At 69.1% G+C, this 13593-nt stretch carries 15 protein-coding genes and 2 pseudogenes; 14 read left to right on the forward strand and 3 right to left on the reverse strand.

All coding sequences use genetic code 11. From position 1 onward, the window contains the following. Positions 1-108 precede the first annotated feature (108 nt). Positions 109-243, reverse strand: a pseudogene (locus tag AB0M62_RS27115) (winged helix-turn-helix transcriptional regulator); the annotation flags it as partial. A 432-nt stretch (positions 244-675) separates the two neighbouring features. Here AB0M62_RS27115 and AB0M62_RS27120 point away from each other — a divergent pair. The 8 genes from AB0M62_RS27120 to AB0M62_RS27155 all read left to right on the forward strand — a co-directional run bounded on the left by AB0M62_RS27120 (position 676) and on the right by AB0M62_RS27155 (position 4535). Then, positions 676-1359, forward strand: a complete 684-nt coding sequence (locus tag AB0M62_RS27120) for a CPBP family intramembrane glutamic endopeptidase (RefSeq protein WP_366076914.1) — start codon at positions 676-678, stop codon at positions 1357-1359. A gap of 168 nt (positions 1360-1527) precedes the next feature. Continuing rightward, the gene (locus AB0M62_RS27125) at positions 1528-1977 is read left to right on the forward strand and encodes an SRPBCC domain-containing protein (protein ID WP_366076915.1); all 450 of its coding nucleotides are present in this window, start codon (positions 1528-1530) and stop codon (positions 1975-1977) included. After that, positions 1974-2327 (forward strand): metalloregulator ArsR/SmtB family transcription factor, encoded by a 354-nt coding sequence (locus AB0M62_RS27130; RefSeq protein WP_366076916.1) that lies wholly within the window; start codon positions 1974-1976, stop codon positions 2325-2327. The genes AB0M62_RS27125 and AB0M62_RS27130 overlap by 4 nt, the downstream gene beginning before the upstream one ends. A 40-nt stretch (positions 2328-2367) precedes the next feature. After that, positions 2368-2622: a hypothetical protein gene (locus AB0M62_RS27135; protein ID WP_366076917.1), complete on the forward strand. Its 255-nt coding sequence runs from the start codon at positions 2368-2370 to the stop codon at positions 2620-2622. Further along, positions 2594-3361: a thioredoxin family protein gene (locus AB0M62_RS27140; protein ID WP_366076918.1), complete on the forward strand. Its 768-nt coding sequence runs from the start codon at positions 2594-2596 to the stop codon at positions 3359-3361. The genes AB0M62_RS27135 and AB0M62_RS27140 overlap by 29 nt, the downstream gene beginning before the upstream one ends. A gap of 207 nt (positions 3362-3568) precedes the next feature. Continuing rightward, positions 3569-3760, forward strand: a complete 192-nt coding sequence (locus AB0M62_RS27145; RefSeq protein ID WP_366076919.1) for a toxin-antitoxin system HicB family antitoxin — start codon at positions 3569-3571, stop codon at positions 3758-3760. Next, the gene (locus tag AB0M62_RS27150) at positions 3757-4053 is read left to right on the forward strand and encodes a hypothetical protein (RefSeq protein WP_366076920.1); all 297 of its coding nucleotides are present in this window, start codon (positions 3757-3759) and stop codon (positions 4051-4053) included. The genes AB0M62_RS27145 and AB0M62_RS27150 overlap by 4 nt, the downstream gene beginning before the upstream one ends. 230 nt (positions 4054-4283) lie before the next feature. Then, positions 4284-4535, forward strand: coding sequence for a hypothetical protein (locus tag AB0M62_RS27155; protein WP_366076921.1), 252 nt, complete (start codon positions 4284-4286; stop codon positions 4533-4535). 336 nt (positions 4536-4871) lie between these two features. On the opposite strand, the gene AB0M62_RS27160 is transcribed toward AB0M62_RS27155, so the two are convergent. Continuing rightward, complete coding sequence (locus tag AB0M62_RS27160; protein ID WP_366076922.1) at positions 4872-5333, reverse strand: MarR family transcriptional regulator; 462 nt, start codon at positions 5331-5333, stop codon at positions 4872-4874. 117 nt (positions 5334-5450) lie between these two features. On the opposite strand from AB0M62_RS27160, the gene AB0M62_RS27165 reads away from it, so the two are divergent. The 4 genes from AB0M62_RS27165 to AB0M62_RS27180 all read left to right on the forward strand — a co-directional run bounded on the left by AB0M62_RS27165 (position 5451) and on the right by AB0M62_RS27180 (position 10568). Continuing rightward, a complete protein-coding gene (locus tag AB0M62_RS27165; protein ID WP_366076923.1) occupies positions 5451-6011 on the forward strand; it encodes an NAD(P)H-dependent oxidoreductase in 561 nt (186 codons plus the stop codon). 396 nt (positions 6012-6407) lie between these two features. Continuing rightward, positions 6408-7382 carry a pirin family protein gene (locus tag AB0M62_RS27170; RefSeq protein ID WP_366076924.1) on the forward strand — a complete coding sequence of 325 codons (975 nt, stop codon included), beginning with the start codon at positions 6408-6410 and terminating at the stop codon, positions 7380-7382. A 944-nt stretch (positions 7383-8326) separates the two neighbouring features. After that, on the forward strand, positions 8327-8803 hold the full coding sequence (locus tag AB0M62_RS27175) for a MarR family winged helix-turn-helix transcriptional regulator (protein ID WP_366076925.1): 477 nt from the start codon (positions 8327-8329) through the stop codon (positions 8801-8803). Positions 8804-10112: 1309 nt separating this feature from the next. Beyond that, positions 10113-10568 (forward strand): hypothetical protein, encoded by a 456-nt coding sequence (locus tag AB0M62_RS27180; RefSeq protein ID WP_366076926.1) that lies wholly within the window; start codon positions 10113-10115, stop codon positions 10566-10568. 1088 nt (positions 10569-11656) lie between these two features. Here the strand turns inward: AB0M62_RS27180 and AB0M62_RS27185 are convergent. Further along, on the reverse strand, positions 11657-12328 hold the full coding sequence (locus AB0M62_RS27185; RefSeq protein ID WP_366076927.1) for a recombinase family protein: 672 nt from the start codon (positions 12326-12328) through the stop codon (positions 11657-11659). A gap of 354 nt (positions 12329-12682) precedes the next feature. On the opposite strand from AB0M62_RS27185, the gene AB0M62_RS27190 reads away from it, so the two are divergent. Together AB0M62_RS27190 and AB0M62_RS27195 are read left to right on the forward strand one after the other, a co-directional pair. Next, complete coding sequence (locus AB0M62_RS27190; RefSeq protein ID WP_366076928.1) at positions 12683-13087, forward strand: Rid family hydrolase; 405 nt, start codon at positions 12683-12685, stop codon at positions 13085-13087. A 182-nt stretch (positions 13088-13269) separates the two neighbouring features. Further along, a pseudogene (locus AB0M62_RS27195) lies at positions 13270-13590 on the forward strand (nitroreductase family protein); the annotation flags it as partial. Between the last annotated feature and the right edge of the window lie 3 nt (positions 13591-13593).

A 13593-nucleotide genomic window follows, 5' to 3' on the forward strand; every position in this document is an offset into this window, starting at 1 on the left:
GACCGCGCGGGGGCGCGTACGGTGTTCGTGCCGGCGCGGGGCTTCAGCGTGGTCTGACAGCAGTGGTTGACGCCCGGCCGATGGCTTCGCGTGCGAGTGCTCGACCCGTCAGGCGTCGAAGCGGAGGCGGAAGGCCTCGATGGGCCCGAGGTACTGGTGGGTCCAGCCGCACATTCTCTGGACCGTCTCCCGCAGGGCTTGGCCCGGCTCGGTGAGGGTGTACTCGACCCGCGGCGGCACGGTTTCCCACCACGGTTCCCGGACGTGCACCTGGTGCTGGCGGTGGACGTCTCGCCGTGGCTTCGGTCGGACGCCCCGTGCTCGCCGGAGCGGCTGATCTGCCACGTCTACGGCCGGGCGAAGACGGCCTCGCAGTGCGGCTCGTTCTCCTCCACCGTCGGACGCTTGCCCGGGGCTTCGGTGTGCCGCTGGTGCTGTTCTTCCTGCTGCCCGTCTCTTCCTGCTGCCCGTCGCGGCGGTCTTCCTGATGTCCGGTGCTGCGGCGGGCGCGACCCCTGAGGGTGGACCTCGTGGGCGACGCAGGGAGCGGTGCCAGGATGGACAACACACCGCGCGCTCCGACTCAGGCAGACTGACCGGAGTCCGGCACTGTGACCGCTGCCCGGCGCGTTGTGCGAGGAACGGCCACCGGTTTTCGGCGATCCTGGTACGACGATGCGGATCATTCTGGTCATCGCGGTTCTCGCTGCTGTGCAGGTGTGGGGCAACCGGCTCGCGGCCGACTGGTACGTCCCCCTATGCGCCGCCACTGCCGCCGTTCTCCTGCTGATCGCTCGGTGGGATGGCCTCACCTGGGCGGACCTGGGACTCGGCGCCGCCTTTGCCCGTCGCGGACTGCGCTGGGGAGTGGTCCTGGTCGGAGCCGTTCTGGTGGTCTATCTGCTGGGTCTGGCCATGCCGTTCACCCGGGAGGCCTTCCTGGACGAACGTGCCGCGGGGCTGACCCCGGAACAGCTGGTGTTCCGCGTGCTGGTCCGCGTACCGCTGGGCACCGTGCTGCTCGAGGAGATCGCGTTCCGGGGAGTGCTGTGGGCCATGGTCGAGCGGCGGTGGGGAACCACCTGGGCCACCGCCTCCTCCTCGGTGCTCTTCGGGCTCTGGCACGTGCAGCCCGCGCGCGGGCTGACGCGCGCCAACGCGGCCGCCGAGGCGGTTTTCGGCACCAGCCGTACCGGCGTCGCCCTGTCCGTGACGCTGGCGGTCCTTGGCACCGCCGTCGCCGGTGTGTTTTTCTGCGAACTCCGCCGCCGCTCCGGCAGCCTCATCCCGCCCGTCGCGCTGCACTGCGCCCTCAACAGCGCGGGCTATGCACTCGCCTGGGCGGTTGCCCGCTGGTGAGGCGCGGAGTCCCGGCGGACATGGAGCCGATACGCCCCCGGAGACCAACGCCGACGGAGCTCCCCTCCTGCCTGGGCCAGTGCAACCCTTGGGTTGCGCGTGGAGGATCGGCGTGCAACTGTGGAGTTGCGCATCAACATCCGATGGCGGAAGCGAAGGAGTCCTCTCATGAGCGATGACCGGATCGAACGCGAAACCCTGATCGAGGCACCCCTGGAGAGGGTCTGGTCACTGGTTGCCCAGCCCGGGTTTTGGGTGGCCGACAAGGCGAGCCTGCCCGGCACCGTGGCCGAGGAAGGCGAGTCGATGGTGGCGAGGAACCCCGAGTACGGCGATTTCCCGGTGCGTGTGGAGAAGGTCGAGCCGCCGACGTACCTGGCGTACCGCTGGGCCAGTGCGTTCCCCGGAGAGGAGCTGCGCGAGGACAACAGCACCCTCGTGGAGTTCACGTTGACCCCGGAGGGTGACGGGACGCGGCTCCGTGTCGTCGAGAGCGGGTTCGCGGCGCTGGCCGGGTCCGAGGAACTGCGCAGCAAGGCGGTGAAGGACAACACCGGTGGTTGGCCCCTCGAGCTCGACGCGCTCAAGAAGCGCGCCGAAGAACAGTCGTCCGTGTGACGGACGACTGTCGAGGCGCCGTCGCGGCGGTCGACAGCGTGCTGGCCGCGCTGGCCGACCCGACACGACGACAGCTGCTCGATCTGCTCGCCGCACAGGGCGAGGCCACGGCGACGACGCTCGCCGAACGGCTTCCCGTCTCGCGGCAGGCGGTGGTCAAGCACCTCGCCGTCCTGGACGCCGCCGGGCTGGTTTCCGGCAGCCGGGTAGGGCGCGAGGTGCGGTACGCGGTGCGGCCCGCGGCGCTGGACGCGACGGCGCGGTGGATGGCCTCGCTCGCGGCCGACTGGGATCGGCGCCTGGCGGACATCAAGCGCGTCGCTGAGGCAGCGGAACGGGATTCGAGCTAGCCGAAGCACAGCCCGCCAAGCCGAGCAGAGGGAGGACGCGATGCAACTTCGGCACACCGCGCTGACCGCGACGCTCGGGCTCGCCGCCCCCTCCTGGGTCGTCGCGGCCTGGCAGATGAACGGCATGGACATGGGGGTTGCGACGGGGCTCGGTTCGTTCGCGTTCTTTGTCCCCCTGTGGGCGTCGATGATGGCGGCGAGATGTCACCGTGGCGCCGGGCATGCCGAGGTGTTGTCACCAAAGGAAGACAGGAAGGAGAAAGACAATGACCGTCCCCAAGGCTGGGACACGTGAAGAGTGGCTGGCGGCTCGGCTGGAGTTGCTCGAGGCCGAGAAGGAGCTGACCCGGCGTAGCGACGCAGTGGCGCGACAGCGGCAGGAGCTGCCCTGGGTTCGAATCGACGAGGAGTACCGCTTCGAGACCGACAAGGGCACAGCGTCCCTGGCCGATCTCTTCGAAGGGCGCTCGCAACTGCTCATCTATCACTTCATGTTCGGGCCGGAGTACAAGGCGGGGTGCCCCTCCTGCTCGGCGATCGCGGACGGCTTCGACGGCTCCGTCGTCCACCTCGCGAATCACGACGTCACGCTCTGCGCGGTGTCACGGGCTCCGCTGGCGAAACTGCAGGCGTACAAGCGGCGGATGGGCTGGAGTTTCCCCTGGGCGTCCGCGTTCGACAGCGACTTCAACCACGACTTCGGGGTGGCACACACCAAGGAGGAGTGGGAGTCGGGAGTCGTCGACTACAACTTCCGCGCGATGGACGTACGGCCGCCGGAGACCGGCGAGGAGAGTCCCATGCTCGCCGAGATCGCAGCGAAGGTTGGGACGGACTGGCCGACGTACAGGCGAGAAGGGCCCGGCGTGAGCGCGTTCGCCCTCGAAGACGGCGTCGTGTACCACACCTACTCGGCGTACGAGCGCGGGCTGGATGTCCTGTGGGGCATGTACCAGTGGCTCGACCGCGCGCCACTCGGTCGCAACGAGACCGGCTTCTGGTGGCGCCGCCACGACGAGTACGACAGCCAGTGACGCGTGGCGAAGCGCCAGCCCCGCAGGGAGGTTGGCGCTTCGCCAGCGCCCAGGAGGTTGGTTGCCATCTCGTCCCCCGCGCTCGCCTGCTGTGCGGAGGCCGGCCACGGCGCCGCTGCGCCGGCCGGAGCCGGGGAAGCGAGGCCTCAGGGGATCGAAGTCTGCCACCAGTAAGTGCAACCACTTTATGGTTGCTAGATTGGTTGCATGGCTGTGATGACGCTCCGCATCCCCGATGATCTCGACCCGTCGATTCGCGCGGGTGCGGAGGCGGCGGGCCTGTCCCTCAACGCGTACATCGTGCGTGCCGCGCGCCGGCAGGCCGTCCTCGACGCTGCTCAGCGCCTCGCCGAGCTCGGCCTCGGCGACGATCTGTGCGGCGAGGGCGATGCTCTGTGAGGCGCGGGGAAGTCTGGACGCTGGACGACGGCCGGAACGTTCTACTCGTCTCGCTCGACGGCCTGGAGCAGGCTTACGGCGCGGTCCTCGCGATCGTGCTGCACCCCTCCGGACGCTTCCCGGACACCGCGATGTCTGTGGTGCTCGATGATCCGTTGCCGTGCACTGCGGTCGCGGTCAACGTCCAGCAGTTGAGGACTGCGCGTTTCGATGGAGCAAAACTGCTCGGCGCCGTGGACGCGGCGGCGATGGAGCGTGTCGGCCAGGCCCTCCGCGCCGTGCTCGACCTGTAGGGCCCTCACCCGCTTGCTGTAGCGGACTTCACCTCATGGTGGAGGCCGGAGCCCTGTGGCTGCAGACCGCCGGCGGCGAGCCGACGGTCGGCCAGAGCATGTGGCGTTGGACGACGCGTGAACATCTCTCTGCAGGATGCCCTCGTTGTTCCAGTCGTCAATGTCCGTGCCGGCCCCATAGACGTCTTGAGTTCGAGTGATCGTCGCAACACCCCAGCTCAGGGGATGCGATGGATTTCAAGGTCCGTGACCGATCGGTCAACCGGGGGATCCATGCCCTCACGGAAGAACGCCGGGTCTACCTTCAGCTCGTGGATCAAGGGGTGGGGTACGCGGCAGCGGTCCGGATCGTGGGCAGCAACGCGCGGACGGGCAAGCGATGGCGCGACGGGCGTGCGGCGTCCGGTCGCACCGTCGCCGCGCTGCCGGTCGACCCGTCGGGGTCACCGAAACCCTCGGTGACGCCGCCGGACGACGGCTGACGTACGGCGTCCTGTGGGTTCTTCCTCATTAACGCGTGCGCTGCGAGTCCCACGACGGCCTGGTCGGCGGGATCGCGGTAGGAGAGCGGACGGCCTGGTGCTGCCCCGGGCGCCGGGTGCGAGCCTGCCGGCCTCGATGCCGGCCTGGTCCCGCCTGTCGCCGACACCCGACTCCGGCTCATCGGAAGGCCGTTCAGCTGTACCGGGCTGCCCGGCCGCGCACGCGCGGCCGGGCACGCTGGCGCGCTGCGTGGGGACGGTCGCCCGTTGTGGCCGCCGCAGGGCGGGGGGCCGCTTCGGTGCTCGCGGACTCCGGGCCACGGGGCGCCTGCGGCCTCAATGCGTCCTGGCGATGCGCCGGAGTCCGGCCGTGAGCTGGGTGAGGTCGTGGTCGGCGAGGTTGTCGAGCACGTGCCGTCGCACGCTGGCCAGGTGGGCGGGCCAGGCTTCCTGCAGGCGGGCGAGGCCGTCGTCGGTGAGGACGGCGTGCCAGCCGCGGAGGTCTTCGGTGCACTGGACCCGCTGGACGAATCCTTGTTTTTCGAGGCGGCTGACGACGCGGGTCATGCCGCTGAGGGTGAGGTTGCAGGCGTCGGAGAGTTCGTTCATCCGCATGCGGCGTTGGGGGGCCTCGGACAGGAGCATGAGGGGGGTGTACTCGGAAAGGCGCAGTCCTCCGTCGCGGATCATGTCCGCGTCGATCGCACGTGGCAGGCCCGTCATGACCTGGCCCAGCACCCGCAGGAACGCCTCTTCGGTTGGGTCCATGGGTCGCAGCGGCTGCTGTTGGGGGGACATGCCTCACACCCTATCTTCTTGACAAGTCAAGCGATACCCCATCTACTTGACGCAGCAAGTAGATGCATCGACATTTACTTGACTCTGCAAGTATACACCTCGCAAAGGCGTAAAGACATGACGAAGATAGGCATCATCCTCGGCAGCACGCGTCCGGGACGTAACGGTGAGGCGGTGGCCCGCTGGGTGCACGAGCTGGCCGCGCGCCGTACGGACGCGGAGTACGAGCTCGTCGATCTGGTGGACTACAAGCTGCCGCTGCTGGACGAGCCGTACCCGGCGGCGATGGGTGAGTACAGCCAGCCGCACACCCACGAGTGGGCCGCGAAGATCGCCTCGTTCGACGGCTTCGTGATCGTGACGCCCGAGTACAACCACTCGGTGCCCGGTGCGCTGAAGAACGCCATCGACTTCCTGGCCGCGGAGTGGGCCAACAAGTCCGTCGGCTTCGTCAGCTACGGCTCCACCGGCGGCACCCGCGCGGTGGAGCACCTGCGCCTGATCGCCGGTGAGCTGCAGATGGCGGACGTCCGCTCCCAGGTGGCGCTCTCGCTGTTCAGCGACTTCGAGAACTTCAGCGTCTTCAAGCCCCTCGACGTCCAGGCCGACGCCCTCGCCGGCACGCTGGACCAGGTCGTCGCCTGGAGCAAGGCTCTCGCGCCGCTGCGCGCCAGCTGACGCGAAAAGCCACCGGGCGGCGCTCGTCCGGGCCCCGCACCGGCGCAGCCACGCCGGTGCGGGGCCCGGCCCGCGCATCCGACGTCGCCCGTCACCCGGACATGAGAAGGCTGCCAATGACCAACCGAGCTCCTTCCCGTGCAGGTGGGCACCCGCTCACGCTCGGCGGGACCCGCACGGCTGCGCCGCCCGCCGCCTGGACCTGAGGCGGGGCTCGGGGCTGTCGGACCGCACCCCGCGACGGGCGGTGAGCACGTGCAGGTCCGGTTGCTCAAAAGAAGATCAACTGCCGCGGAAGAAGAACAACTGCCGCGCAGGAAAGTTGGGTAAGCCCCGCGGGAGCGGCCCCGGGAGCGAACCATTGGCGCGCCGACCGACGATCGTGAGGACCTCGCAGTGAGCACCAGGGAAACGCGGCCGCAGGCCGTGGACGACACGCCTGCATCACCACCGGCAGTGGCGGAGGTGCTGCATCCACGGATGGTGCCGCTCGGGGGCCCGCGCGCCCATCCGGTCCGGCGGACGCTGCCGCAGCGCCACCGGTCGCTGATCGGAGCGTGGTGCTTCGCCGACCACTACGGCCCCACCACGATTGACGCCTCCAGGGCCATGGACCTGCCCGGCCACCCGCACACCGGTCTGCAGACGGTGTCCTGGCTGTTCACCGGCACCCTCGAGCACCGGGACACCATCGGCTCGCACGCCCTGATCCGGGCCGGCGAGATGAATCTCATGACCGCCGGCCGGGGTATCGCGCACGCCGAGCACACCACTGCGGACACCACCACCCTGCACGGCGTGCAGCTGTGGATCGCCCTGCCGGAGCGCGACCGTTACACCGCACCCCGCTTCGAGTCCTACGCACCCGAGCCCGTCACCGCCGGACAGGCCCGGATACGGGTCTTCCTCGGTTCCCTGGCCGGCTCGGCCTCACCCGTCCGCACGAGCACGCCGCTCCTGGGCGCGGAACTTGAGATCGCCCCGAACGCGACGGTGCGGCTGGAGGTGGACCCGGCCTTTGAGTACGGAATCCTCCTCGACACCGGCGACATCACCGTCGGCGGGGTCGCCGCTACCGACGCACAGCTGCTGTACCTGCCCACCGGGGAGGACTGCCTGACCATCGAGACGGCGGACCGGCCGGTACGTGCGGTGCTGCTGGGCGGGGAGCCGCTCAACGAGCGCATCGTCATGTGGTGGAACTTCGTCGGCCGCAGTCACGAGGAGATCGTCACGTTCCGGTCGCAGTGGCAGCAGCAGGCAACCGCCGATCACTCGGAGGCAGGGCCGTTCGGACGCTTCCCCGAGCGGTGGGCCACCGTCCTGCCGGCTCCCGAACTGCCCAACGTGCAGCTCAAGCCCCGGGCGTGACGCCCCTCACCGGGACCGGGCCGTCACGTGGAGGCCGAGTGCCCCGTGCAGCCGCGGGTGCGCAGAATGACGGGGGCTCAGGTGGCGCTGGGAACCATGGCACGGCAGCCCACGGCTCCAGCCCGCCGCACGCCTGTCGACGGTCACGCGGCTCGCGTTGGTCGAGGAGCTCTTCGCCGGCAATTTCAGCCAGTGGGTCGACATCGCCGGGGAGGAGGCGGTCACCATGGGTGACGCCTGGCGCCTGCAGACGCCCCTCCCCTTGAGGCTTGTCGGCTTCCGAGCCGACTGCGCCCCCGCACGTGGCCGAGCCCCCGCTGCCCCTCCAGGTCGACGAGATCCTGACCACCTTCGGCGGCGCCCTGCAGAGGTCATCGTGGCGGGCCGCGGGAAACTGCGGACGTCCCTCTGGCGGACCCGCGGCCGCGGGTCTCGCGTGCCGGGCGCCGGCACAGGGACGCCGCCGATGGCAGGAGGGTGCGCGCTGCGCGCCGCCGGCCCGGTCACCGTCATCGCAGTCGGCCCGGTGGAGGGATGCCTCTGATACGCGCCTCAAAGGCGGCGCCGTCATCAAGTGGCCCTTCCTGGCCGATGGCGAACGGCGCTGCAGGCCTCCCGTACTCCGGGCGCGGGCGGGGGGCCGTCGAGATCGCGGTGACCCGGGCGGTGGGTGCGGCAAAGCCGCCGGCCGGCAGCCCCGACGGCCGGGGCGCCGCAGTCCCCGCATCCACAGGTGCAGCTCGACGCTGCGGCGACCGAGCGAGGGGCACGCGCTGCCCGGCGGGGAGGCGACGGCAGCTCAGCCGGCCACAGGCAACACTGCGGCAGGCCGGACGGCCTCCTGGAGCGCTGCCCCTCCAGACTTCCATCGTTGCTGTAGAATCATTTCAAGCATTCAACGCTTCCTGACAGATAACAGTTGCCGCTTTGATATGGTGGGTGGTGTGATCATCAACGCGAACGTGGCCGACACCCTGGAAACCGACCCCCTCGACCGGCTCGGCTTTCTGCTGGCCCAGCACGGCGCCATCGCCAACAGTCGTATGGAGCACGCCTTCTCGCTCTGCGGGCTGACGCCTCGCCAGGCTGTGACGCTGATGCTGCTCGGCAAGTCGGGGAACATGAGCCAGCGAGGCGTGGCGGGGGCCCTCGAGGTGGATCCGAGCGTTCTGTGCGGGATCCTCAACGACCTGGAGTCCGCGCAATTCGTCGAACGCCGTCGCGACCCGGCCGACCGGCGCCGTCACATCGTCACGATCACCGACGCGGGCAGCCGCGTCCTGGCCGAGGCTCAGGAGGGCATCGCCGAGGTGGAGCAGGAGCTGTTCGCGGATTTCACTCCCGAGGAGCTCAAGACACTGGGGAACCTCCTGACCCGGGTCAGGACCTCCAAGAGCGACCACCCCTGCACCGAGCACTGATCCACCCGCCACCCCGAGGCGACAGGCGGTCCCACAGTCGCCACGTCAGCCGGTCCCCGGCGCCGTGTCCGTGTACAGGTGCACGTGCCCCGTCACGTGCACCGAACTTGCACACCGGCCCCGTCAGCCGCCGCGGCCATGGCCAGGGCCGGTGACCACAAGGCGGTAAAGGGAGCCGCAGCCGATCTCGACGATGACGAGCGAGCCGGTGAACCAGCACGGCGAGAAGCCCTCCTCGCCCGGGGCGTGCTCAGCGCAGACAGACCGCCTCGGGCGAGGGCCGAAACGGCCCCGTGTGAGGGAAGGGGACGGACACAGGTCCAGGTCCTCCTGTCAGTCAAACCGGGACTGGCTGCCGAACGTGTGCAGGCCGTGGGCCGGCCCGGCACCCCCGTCGCTCAGGGTGGTAAGGAACGAGCGGTATGAAGCAGGAAACTCGAAGCGGTGCACCCGCTCGAAGCGGGCCACGACGGCCTGCGGGACCGGCGGAGTCAGTACCACCGGTGCCTGCGCGCAATGAAGTCCCGCATTCCGGGTCGGCCTGAGCCATCACCCGGATCCGCTCACGCACCTCGTCGGCATCCCACACGAACCTGCACGCTGCCGCCATCACTCCGCGGACCACCCACGTCCCCGGCCACCCGCCACCCCGAGCGCATTCATCGGGTCCGGCGCTGGTTTTGTGACACCAGTGCGTTGACTGGAGGGACATGTGCCGCCGCGGGAGGCCGAATTGAGTGGGCCGTAGGTCCTCCGAGCGATGACGCGATGATCAACCTGCAGGTTCGTCACGAGTCCGGGGCCGCTCCGGCCGGGTCCGAGCACGGCGTCGCCTGGGACGAGTCGCTCGCGGACATCGACCGTCACAGTCCCCATGCGTTGGGGACTGAACGCCTTGGGGGGCGCCCGGCGCCGCGGCGCGAGCGGATCGGCGCTGTGCCGCCGGACCGGCGGCTCCGGGCTCGCCGCCCTCCTGTTCGCTGCCCCTCGGGCTGCGCCCTTGGTGTTCCGAGCCGGGACTGCGGGGCAGTGACGGTGCTGCCGGTCCTCGCGGACATCGACTTCACTGACGAACAGGGCCCCGCCCAACGAGCTGAACCCCTGGTGGGGTTCGGGGGCCATCATGCCGGGACCCGGACCACATTATTTCAATGAGTCGACAGTCACACCTCGAATATCGTTGATGCTCATCAACGATCTGATAGCGTCAACGCATGACGTCGATCAGTCGTATCGGCCACTGGCCCACCGAGGGCGTCAATCGTTCGACGCCCGCTCGATCAGCGGGCGGAGCAAAGGAAGCACGACCATGAAGCAGCTCATGCACCGATTCGCGACCGCAGCCGCCACTGTCACGGTTGCCGGCGGCGCCCTTGTCGCCGTGGGGAGCCCCGCTTCGGCGGCCCTCCCCGCCGGTCAGGCTCACTCCGGCGCTGTCGTCAGCGTCGCGGCAGAGCGCGGCGACCAGGGCCTGTCGCGCACCAGTGACTCCCGCTTCGAGCAGCGCGGCGAAGCCGGCGAGGGGCGTTCGCTATGGGACGGGCATCGTGACTGGCGCAGCGAGCGGGACCACCGGGGTTACATGTACTGGCACTCCAGCGACGAGGGTCGCCAGCTGCGCTACGACGGCCACCGTGTCCACCACTGGACCGACGGACGGTGGGCCGCCGTCACCTCCGCGGACGAGCGCGCATACGGCTTCGACCGCTGGTACTTCGACCAGCTCTGGTACAGCGACGCCGCCGAGAGCCGTCGCAGCATCTGAGCGGGCTTCCCCGCCCCGACCGAACCGGCTCGTTACGAGGCCGGTGCGAGGCGGCGTCACATCGGCTCGGACGCCCCATCCATGCAGCCTGTCCAGAGGCGAGCAGACCGCGCTGTCCCCGTGACCGCGGCATCCGAAACTGCTCGCGAACGCCCCATTCGGAGAACACCATGCAGCAATCAAGCCGGCTCATCAATGTGTTTCGGCGCACTTGGCCGGCCACCGGACTTGGTGCCGGCCGACACCGTGGACAACCGGCATTCGAGCGGCCTCCCGCCATGGACCTGCCCGGGGAGGGCCGGCATCGCCGCACCGAAGCCCGCACACTGACGACACGATGAGCGGCTCGTCAAGCGTCACGGCCGGCCGCACTCGCCCCGCGTGCCGATCCAGGCACCCGTGCGACTCTCGCGTCAGGTTGGTTCGCTCGACCGGCAGCTGATGGGCTGACGGCGGCGATCGAAAGCCCACGGGCCCACGGGCCAGCCGTTTCCGAGCACCGCGACTTGGCCGGCGTGAACGGTCTTCATGTCCGCCCGGCGTCGGCAACACACAGGCGCATACGGCTCCCTGGGGCAGCGCCTCACGGTTCTGGACCCGGGCTCGGACGTGAGCCTCTCCGGGAGTCGCTGTGCCCGCAAACGCCTGCGACCTGATCATGAGCGGCCAGGTTGCAGGACGCCGCCGGGCAGGGGACGGCACGGGCGGCGAACGAGCGGACATGACCGCCCTGGAGGGGCGGCTCATGTCCGTGCGGTACGGCTCAGGCCGGACCGCCGTGGGGCGGCATCCATCGGTCATTGGTGCGTGACCGGGTGATATGCAACGGCTGCCGCCCCACCGGCGACCTGGCCCGGCATCGCGTCGGCTCCGGCGGGTGCCGCCATTTCGCCCCCGTGAACTGCCGGATGCGGCGCGGGAGCCGAGTCGGGGTGCTCTGCCCGCGGCTGCTGCCCGTCGCCCGCGACCGCCGCGGAGCGGCCCGGCCGTCCGGCGGTTCCACCCCTTCCCCCTCGCACACCTGAATACCGGGTGTGAGTAGTTGAGGTACAGAAAGTGCCGCTGAGATTGATCTTGCTGGAGCTGGCCTACTTCGTCGGCGCTTCGAGCTGACGGGGGACGGCGCCGGCGCGTAGCTCGCGCAGGTCCGGGATGTGGTTGTACAGGGTGCCTGGGGAGATGCCGAGCAGCTTCGCGATCGAGGTGATGGAGCGGCCTGGGTCGGGCAACAGGTCGCGGGCGGCGCGGATGATCTCCTCGGTGGCGACGGTGGGGCGTCCGCCGACGCGGCCGCGGGCGCGGGCGGCCGCGAGGCCCTCCTTGGTGCCGATGACGATCAACTCGCGGATGAACTCGGCGAGTGCGGCGAAGACGTGGAAGACGAGCCGTCCGCCGGGGGTGGTCGTGTCGAGGGACTCATGCAGCGAGGTGAAGCCGATGCCGCGCTCGCGCAGCTCGGCGACCATGTTGATGAGGTCCTGGAGGCTGCGGCCGTAGCGGTCGAGCGAGGGGACGACGAGCGTGTCACCGGGGTCGAGGAAGGCGTGACACGCCTTGAGCTCAGGGCGGAGTGCGTCCTTGCCGGACTTCTTGTCCGCGAAGATCTTCCGGCACCCGGCGGCGGTGAGCGCGTCGAGCTGTCGCTCCAGTCTTTGCCCGCCGGTCGACACGCGGGCGTACCCGATTTTGATCTCGGTGCGGACGAGCGGCTCGGCGACGAGTACGTCCGCGCCGTTCGTCGGCTCCTGAGTGGTCGTCATGGCCTCGGATCATGTCAGAAATCGGTGGTCCGAGGTTGTTGAATGCGCCAGGTTTCTGAATGGGTTTTTGAAGGCCCTGAGGGGTCCGAACGACCCGTCGGGAGGGATCTTCAGAAAACGAAGGTTTACTGAAGGGGCGTGCAGCCTCCGGCGGACCGGCTCCGCGGTCCGGTGCGTGGTCGATTCGATCGGGGTCGGCTCAGTGGGGTGCTGCATGACGCCTGCCTCAAAGCCCCGGCCCTGGTGTGCGGCATGTCCCAGGCCTTCCTCAGTGCGCAACGGCATAACTTCTTCCTCGAAAGAGGACTGTCCGTAACTGGCAGCGCCATGCGTCGTCTCACCAGGGAGTGAGTCATGCCTGTTCAGGCGAAGAGATTCGGTTTTGGTATGCCGTGGGAGTCGCTCTACGGATACAGCCAGGCAATCCAGGTCGGTGACACGGTGTACGTGGCTGGGCAGGTGTCCCATGACCGTGACGGCAACTTCGTGGGTGCCGGCGACTTTGAGCTCCAGGTCAAAACCACGCTGGCCAATCTGGACCTGGTGCTGAAGCACTTCGGGGCCGAGCGCAGCCAAATCGTGGAGAGCGCGGTGCTGGTGAGGAACCTGCGGGAGAACTTCGACACGACGGCACGCCTTCACGCCGAGTACTTCGGGGAGCACCGGCCCATCAGCACGGTCATGGGTGTCTCTGACCTGGCACTACCGGACCAGTTGGTGGAGATCGGCGCGCTCGTGCGTCTCGACGTGAAGCCATAGGTCGGAGTCGGCCTGGCTCTCTCATTCATCTGTCGGGCTGCCGTACCTCTCGTGCCGCTTCTGGCCGCAGCAGTGGCCAGAAGCGTGGGTCCAATCTGTCTCTTTAGCCCACGCGGTCGAACTTCGGCGGTCGACCCGCCGCGTGAACCAAGCTTCTTGCGGTTGGGGAGCATCGTGCTGCCCTGGACCTCCTCTTCCGCGAAGCCCATACCGCGGACACATTCAGCGACGATCCAGTCATGGACGAGCAGATGCGGGCCATCTATGACCTGGTCAAGTACGGCCGAACCGCCTTCAACCAGTCCCCGCTGCGCATCGTCCTGGTTCGTAGGCCCGAGGCGCGCGAGCGTCTGCCGGCGCACACATAGCCGAGGCAACAAGGCAAAGGCAGCCATAGCGCCGCTGTCCGCGATCCTCGCCACCGACTACGAGTTCCACGAGGAGTGCCGAAGCTCGCGCCGTTCGCGCCCGACGCGAAGGACACGCACTTCGCCGAGCGCCCGCCG

Source organism: Streptomyces sp. NPDC051219, from assembly GCF_040682335.1.
Lineage (GTDB): Bacteria > Actinomycetota > Actinomycetes > Streptomycetales > Streptomycetaceae > Streptomyces.

Coding starts and splice junctions, on each gene's coding strand:
- AB0M62_RS27120 (WP_366076914.1), top strand. CDS start 676: ATGCGGATCATTCTGGTCATCGCGGTTCTCGCTGCTGTGCAGGTGTGG.
- AB0M62_RS27125 (WP_366076915.1), top strand. CDS start 1,528: ATGAGCGATGACCGGATCGAACGCGAAACCCTGATCGAGGCACCCCTG.
- AB0M62_RS27135 (WP_366076917.1), top strand. CDS start 2,368: ATGCAACTTCGGCACACCGCGCTGACCGCGACGCTCGGGCTCGCCGCC.
- AB0M62_RS27140 (WP_366076918.1), top strand. CDS start 2,594: ATGACCGTCCCCAAGGCTGGGACACGTGAAGAGTGGCTGGCGGCTCGG.
- AB0M62_RS27145 (WP_366076919.1), top strand. CDS start 3,569: ATGGCTGTGATGACGCTCCGCATCCCCGATGATCTCGACCCGTCGATT.
- AB0M62_RS27155 (WP_366076921.1), top strand. CDS start 4,284: ATGGATTTCAAGGTCCGTGACCGATCGGTCAACCGGGGGATCCATGCC.
- AB0M62_RS27160 (WP_366076922.1), bottom strand. CDS start 5,333: ATGTCCCCCCAACAGCAGCCGCTGCGACCCATGGACCCAACCGAAGAG.
- AB0M62_RS27165 (WP_366076923.1), top strand. CDS start 5,451: ATGACGAAGATAGGCATCATCCTCGGCAGCACGCGTCCGGGACGTAAC.
- AB0M62_RS27180 (WP_366076926.1), top strand. CDS start 10,113: ATGAAGCAGCTCATGCACCGATTCGCGACCGCAGCCGCCACTGTCACG.
- AB0M62_RS27185 (WP_366076927.1), bottom strand. CDS start 12,328: ATGACGACCACTCAGGAGCCGACGAACGGCGCGGACGTACTCGTCGCC.
- AB0M62_RS27190 (WP_366076928.1), top strand. CDS start 12,683: ATGCCTGTTCAGGCGAAGAGATTCGGTTTTGGTATGCCGTGGGAGTCG.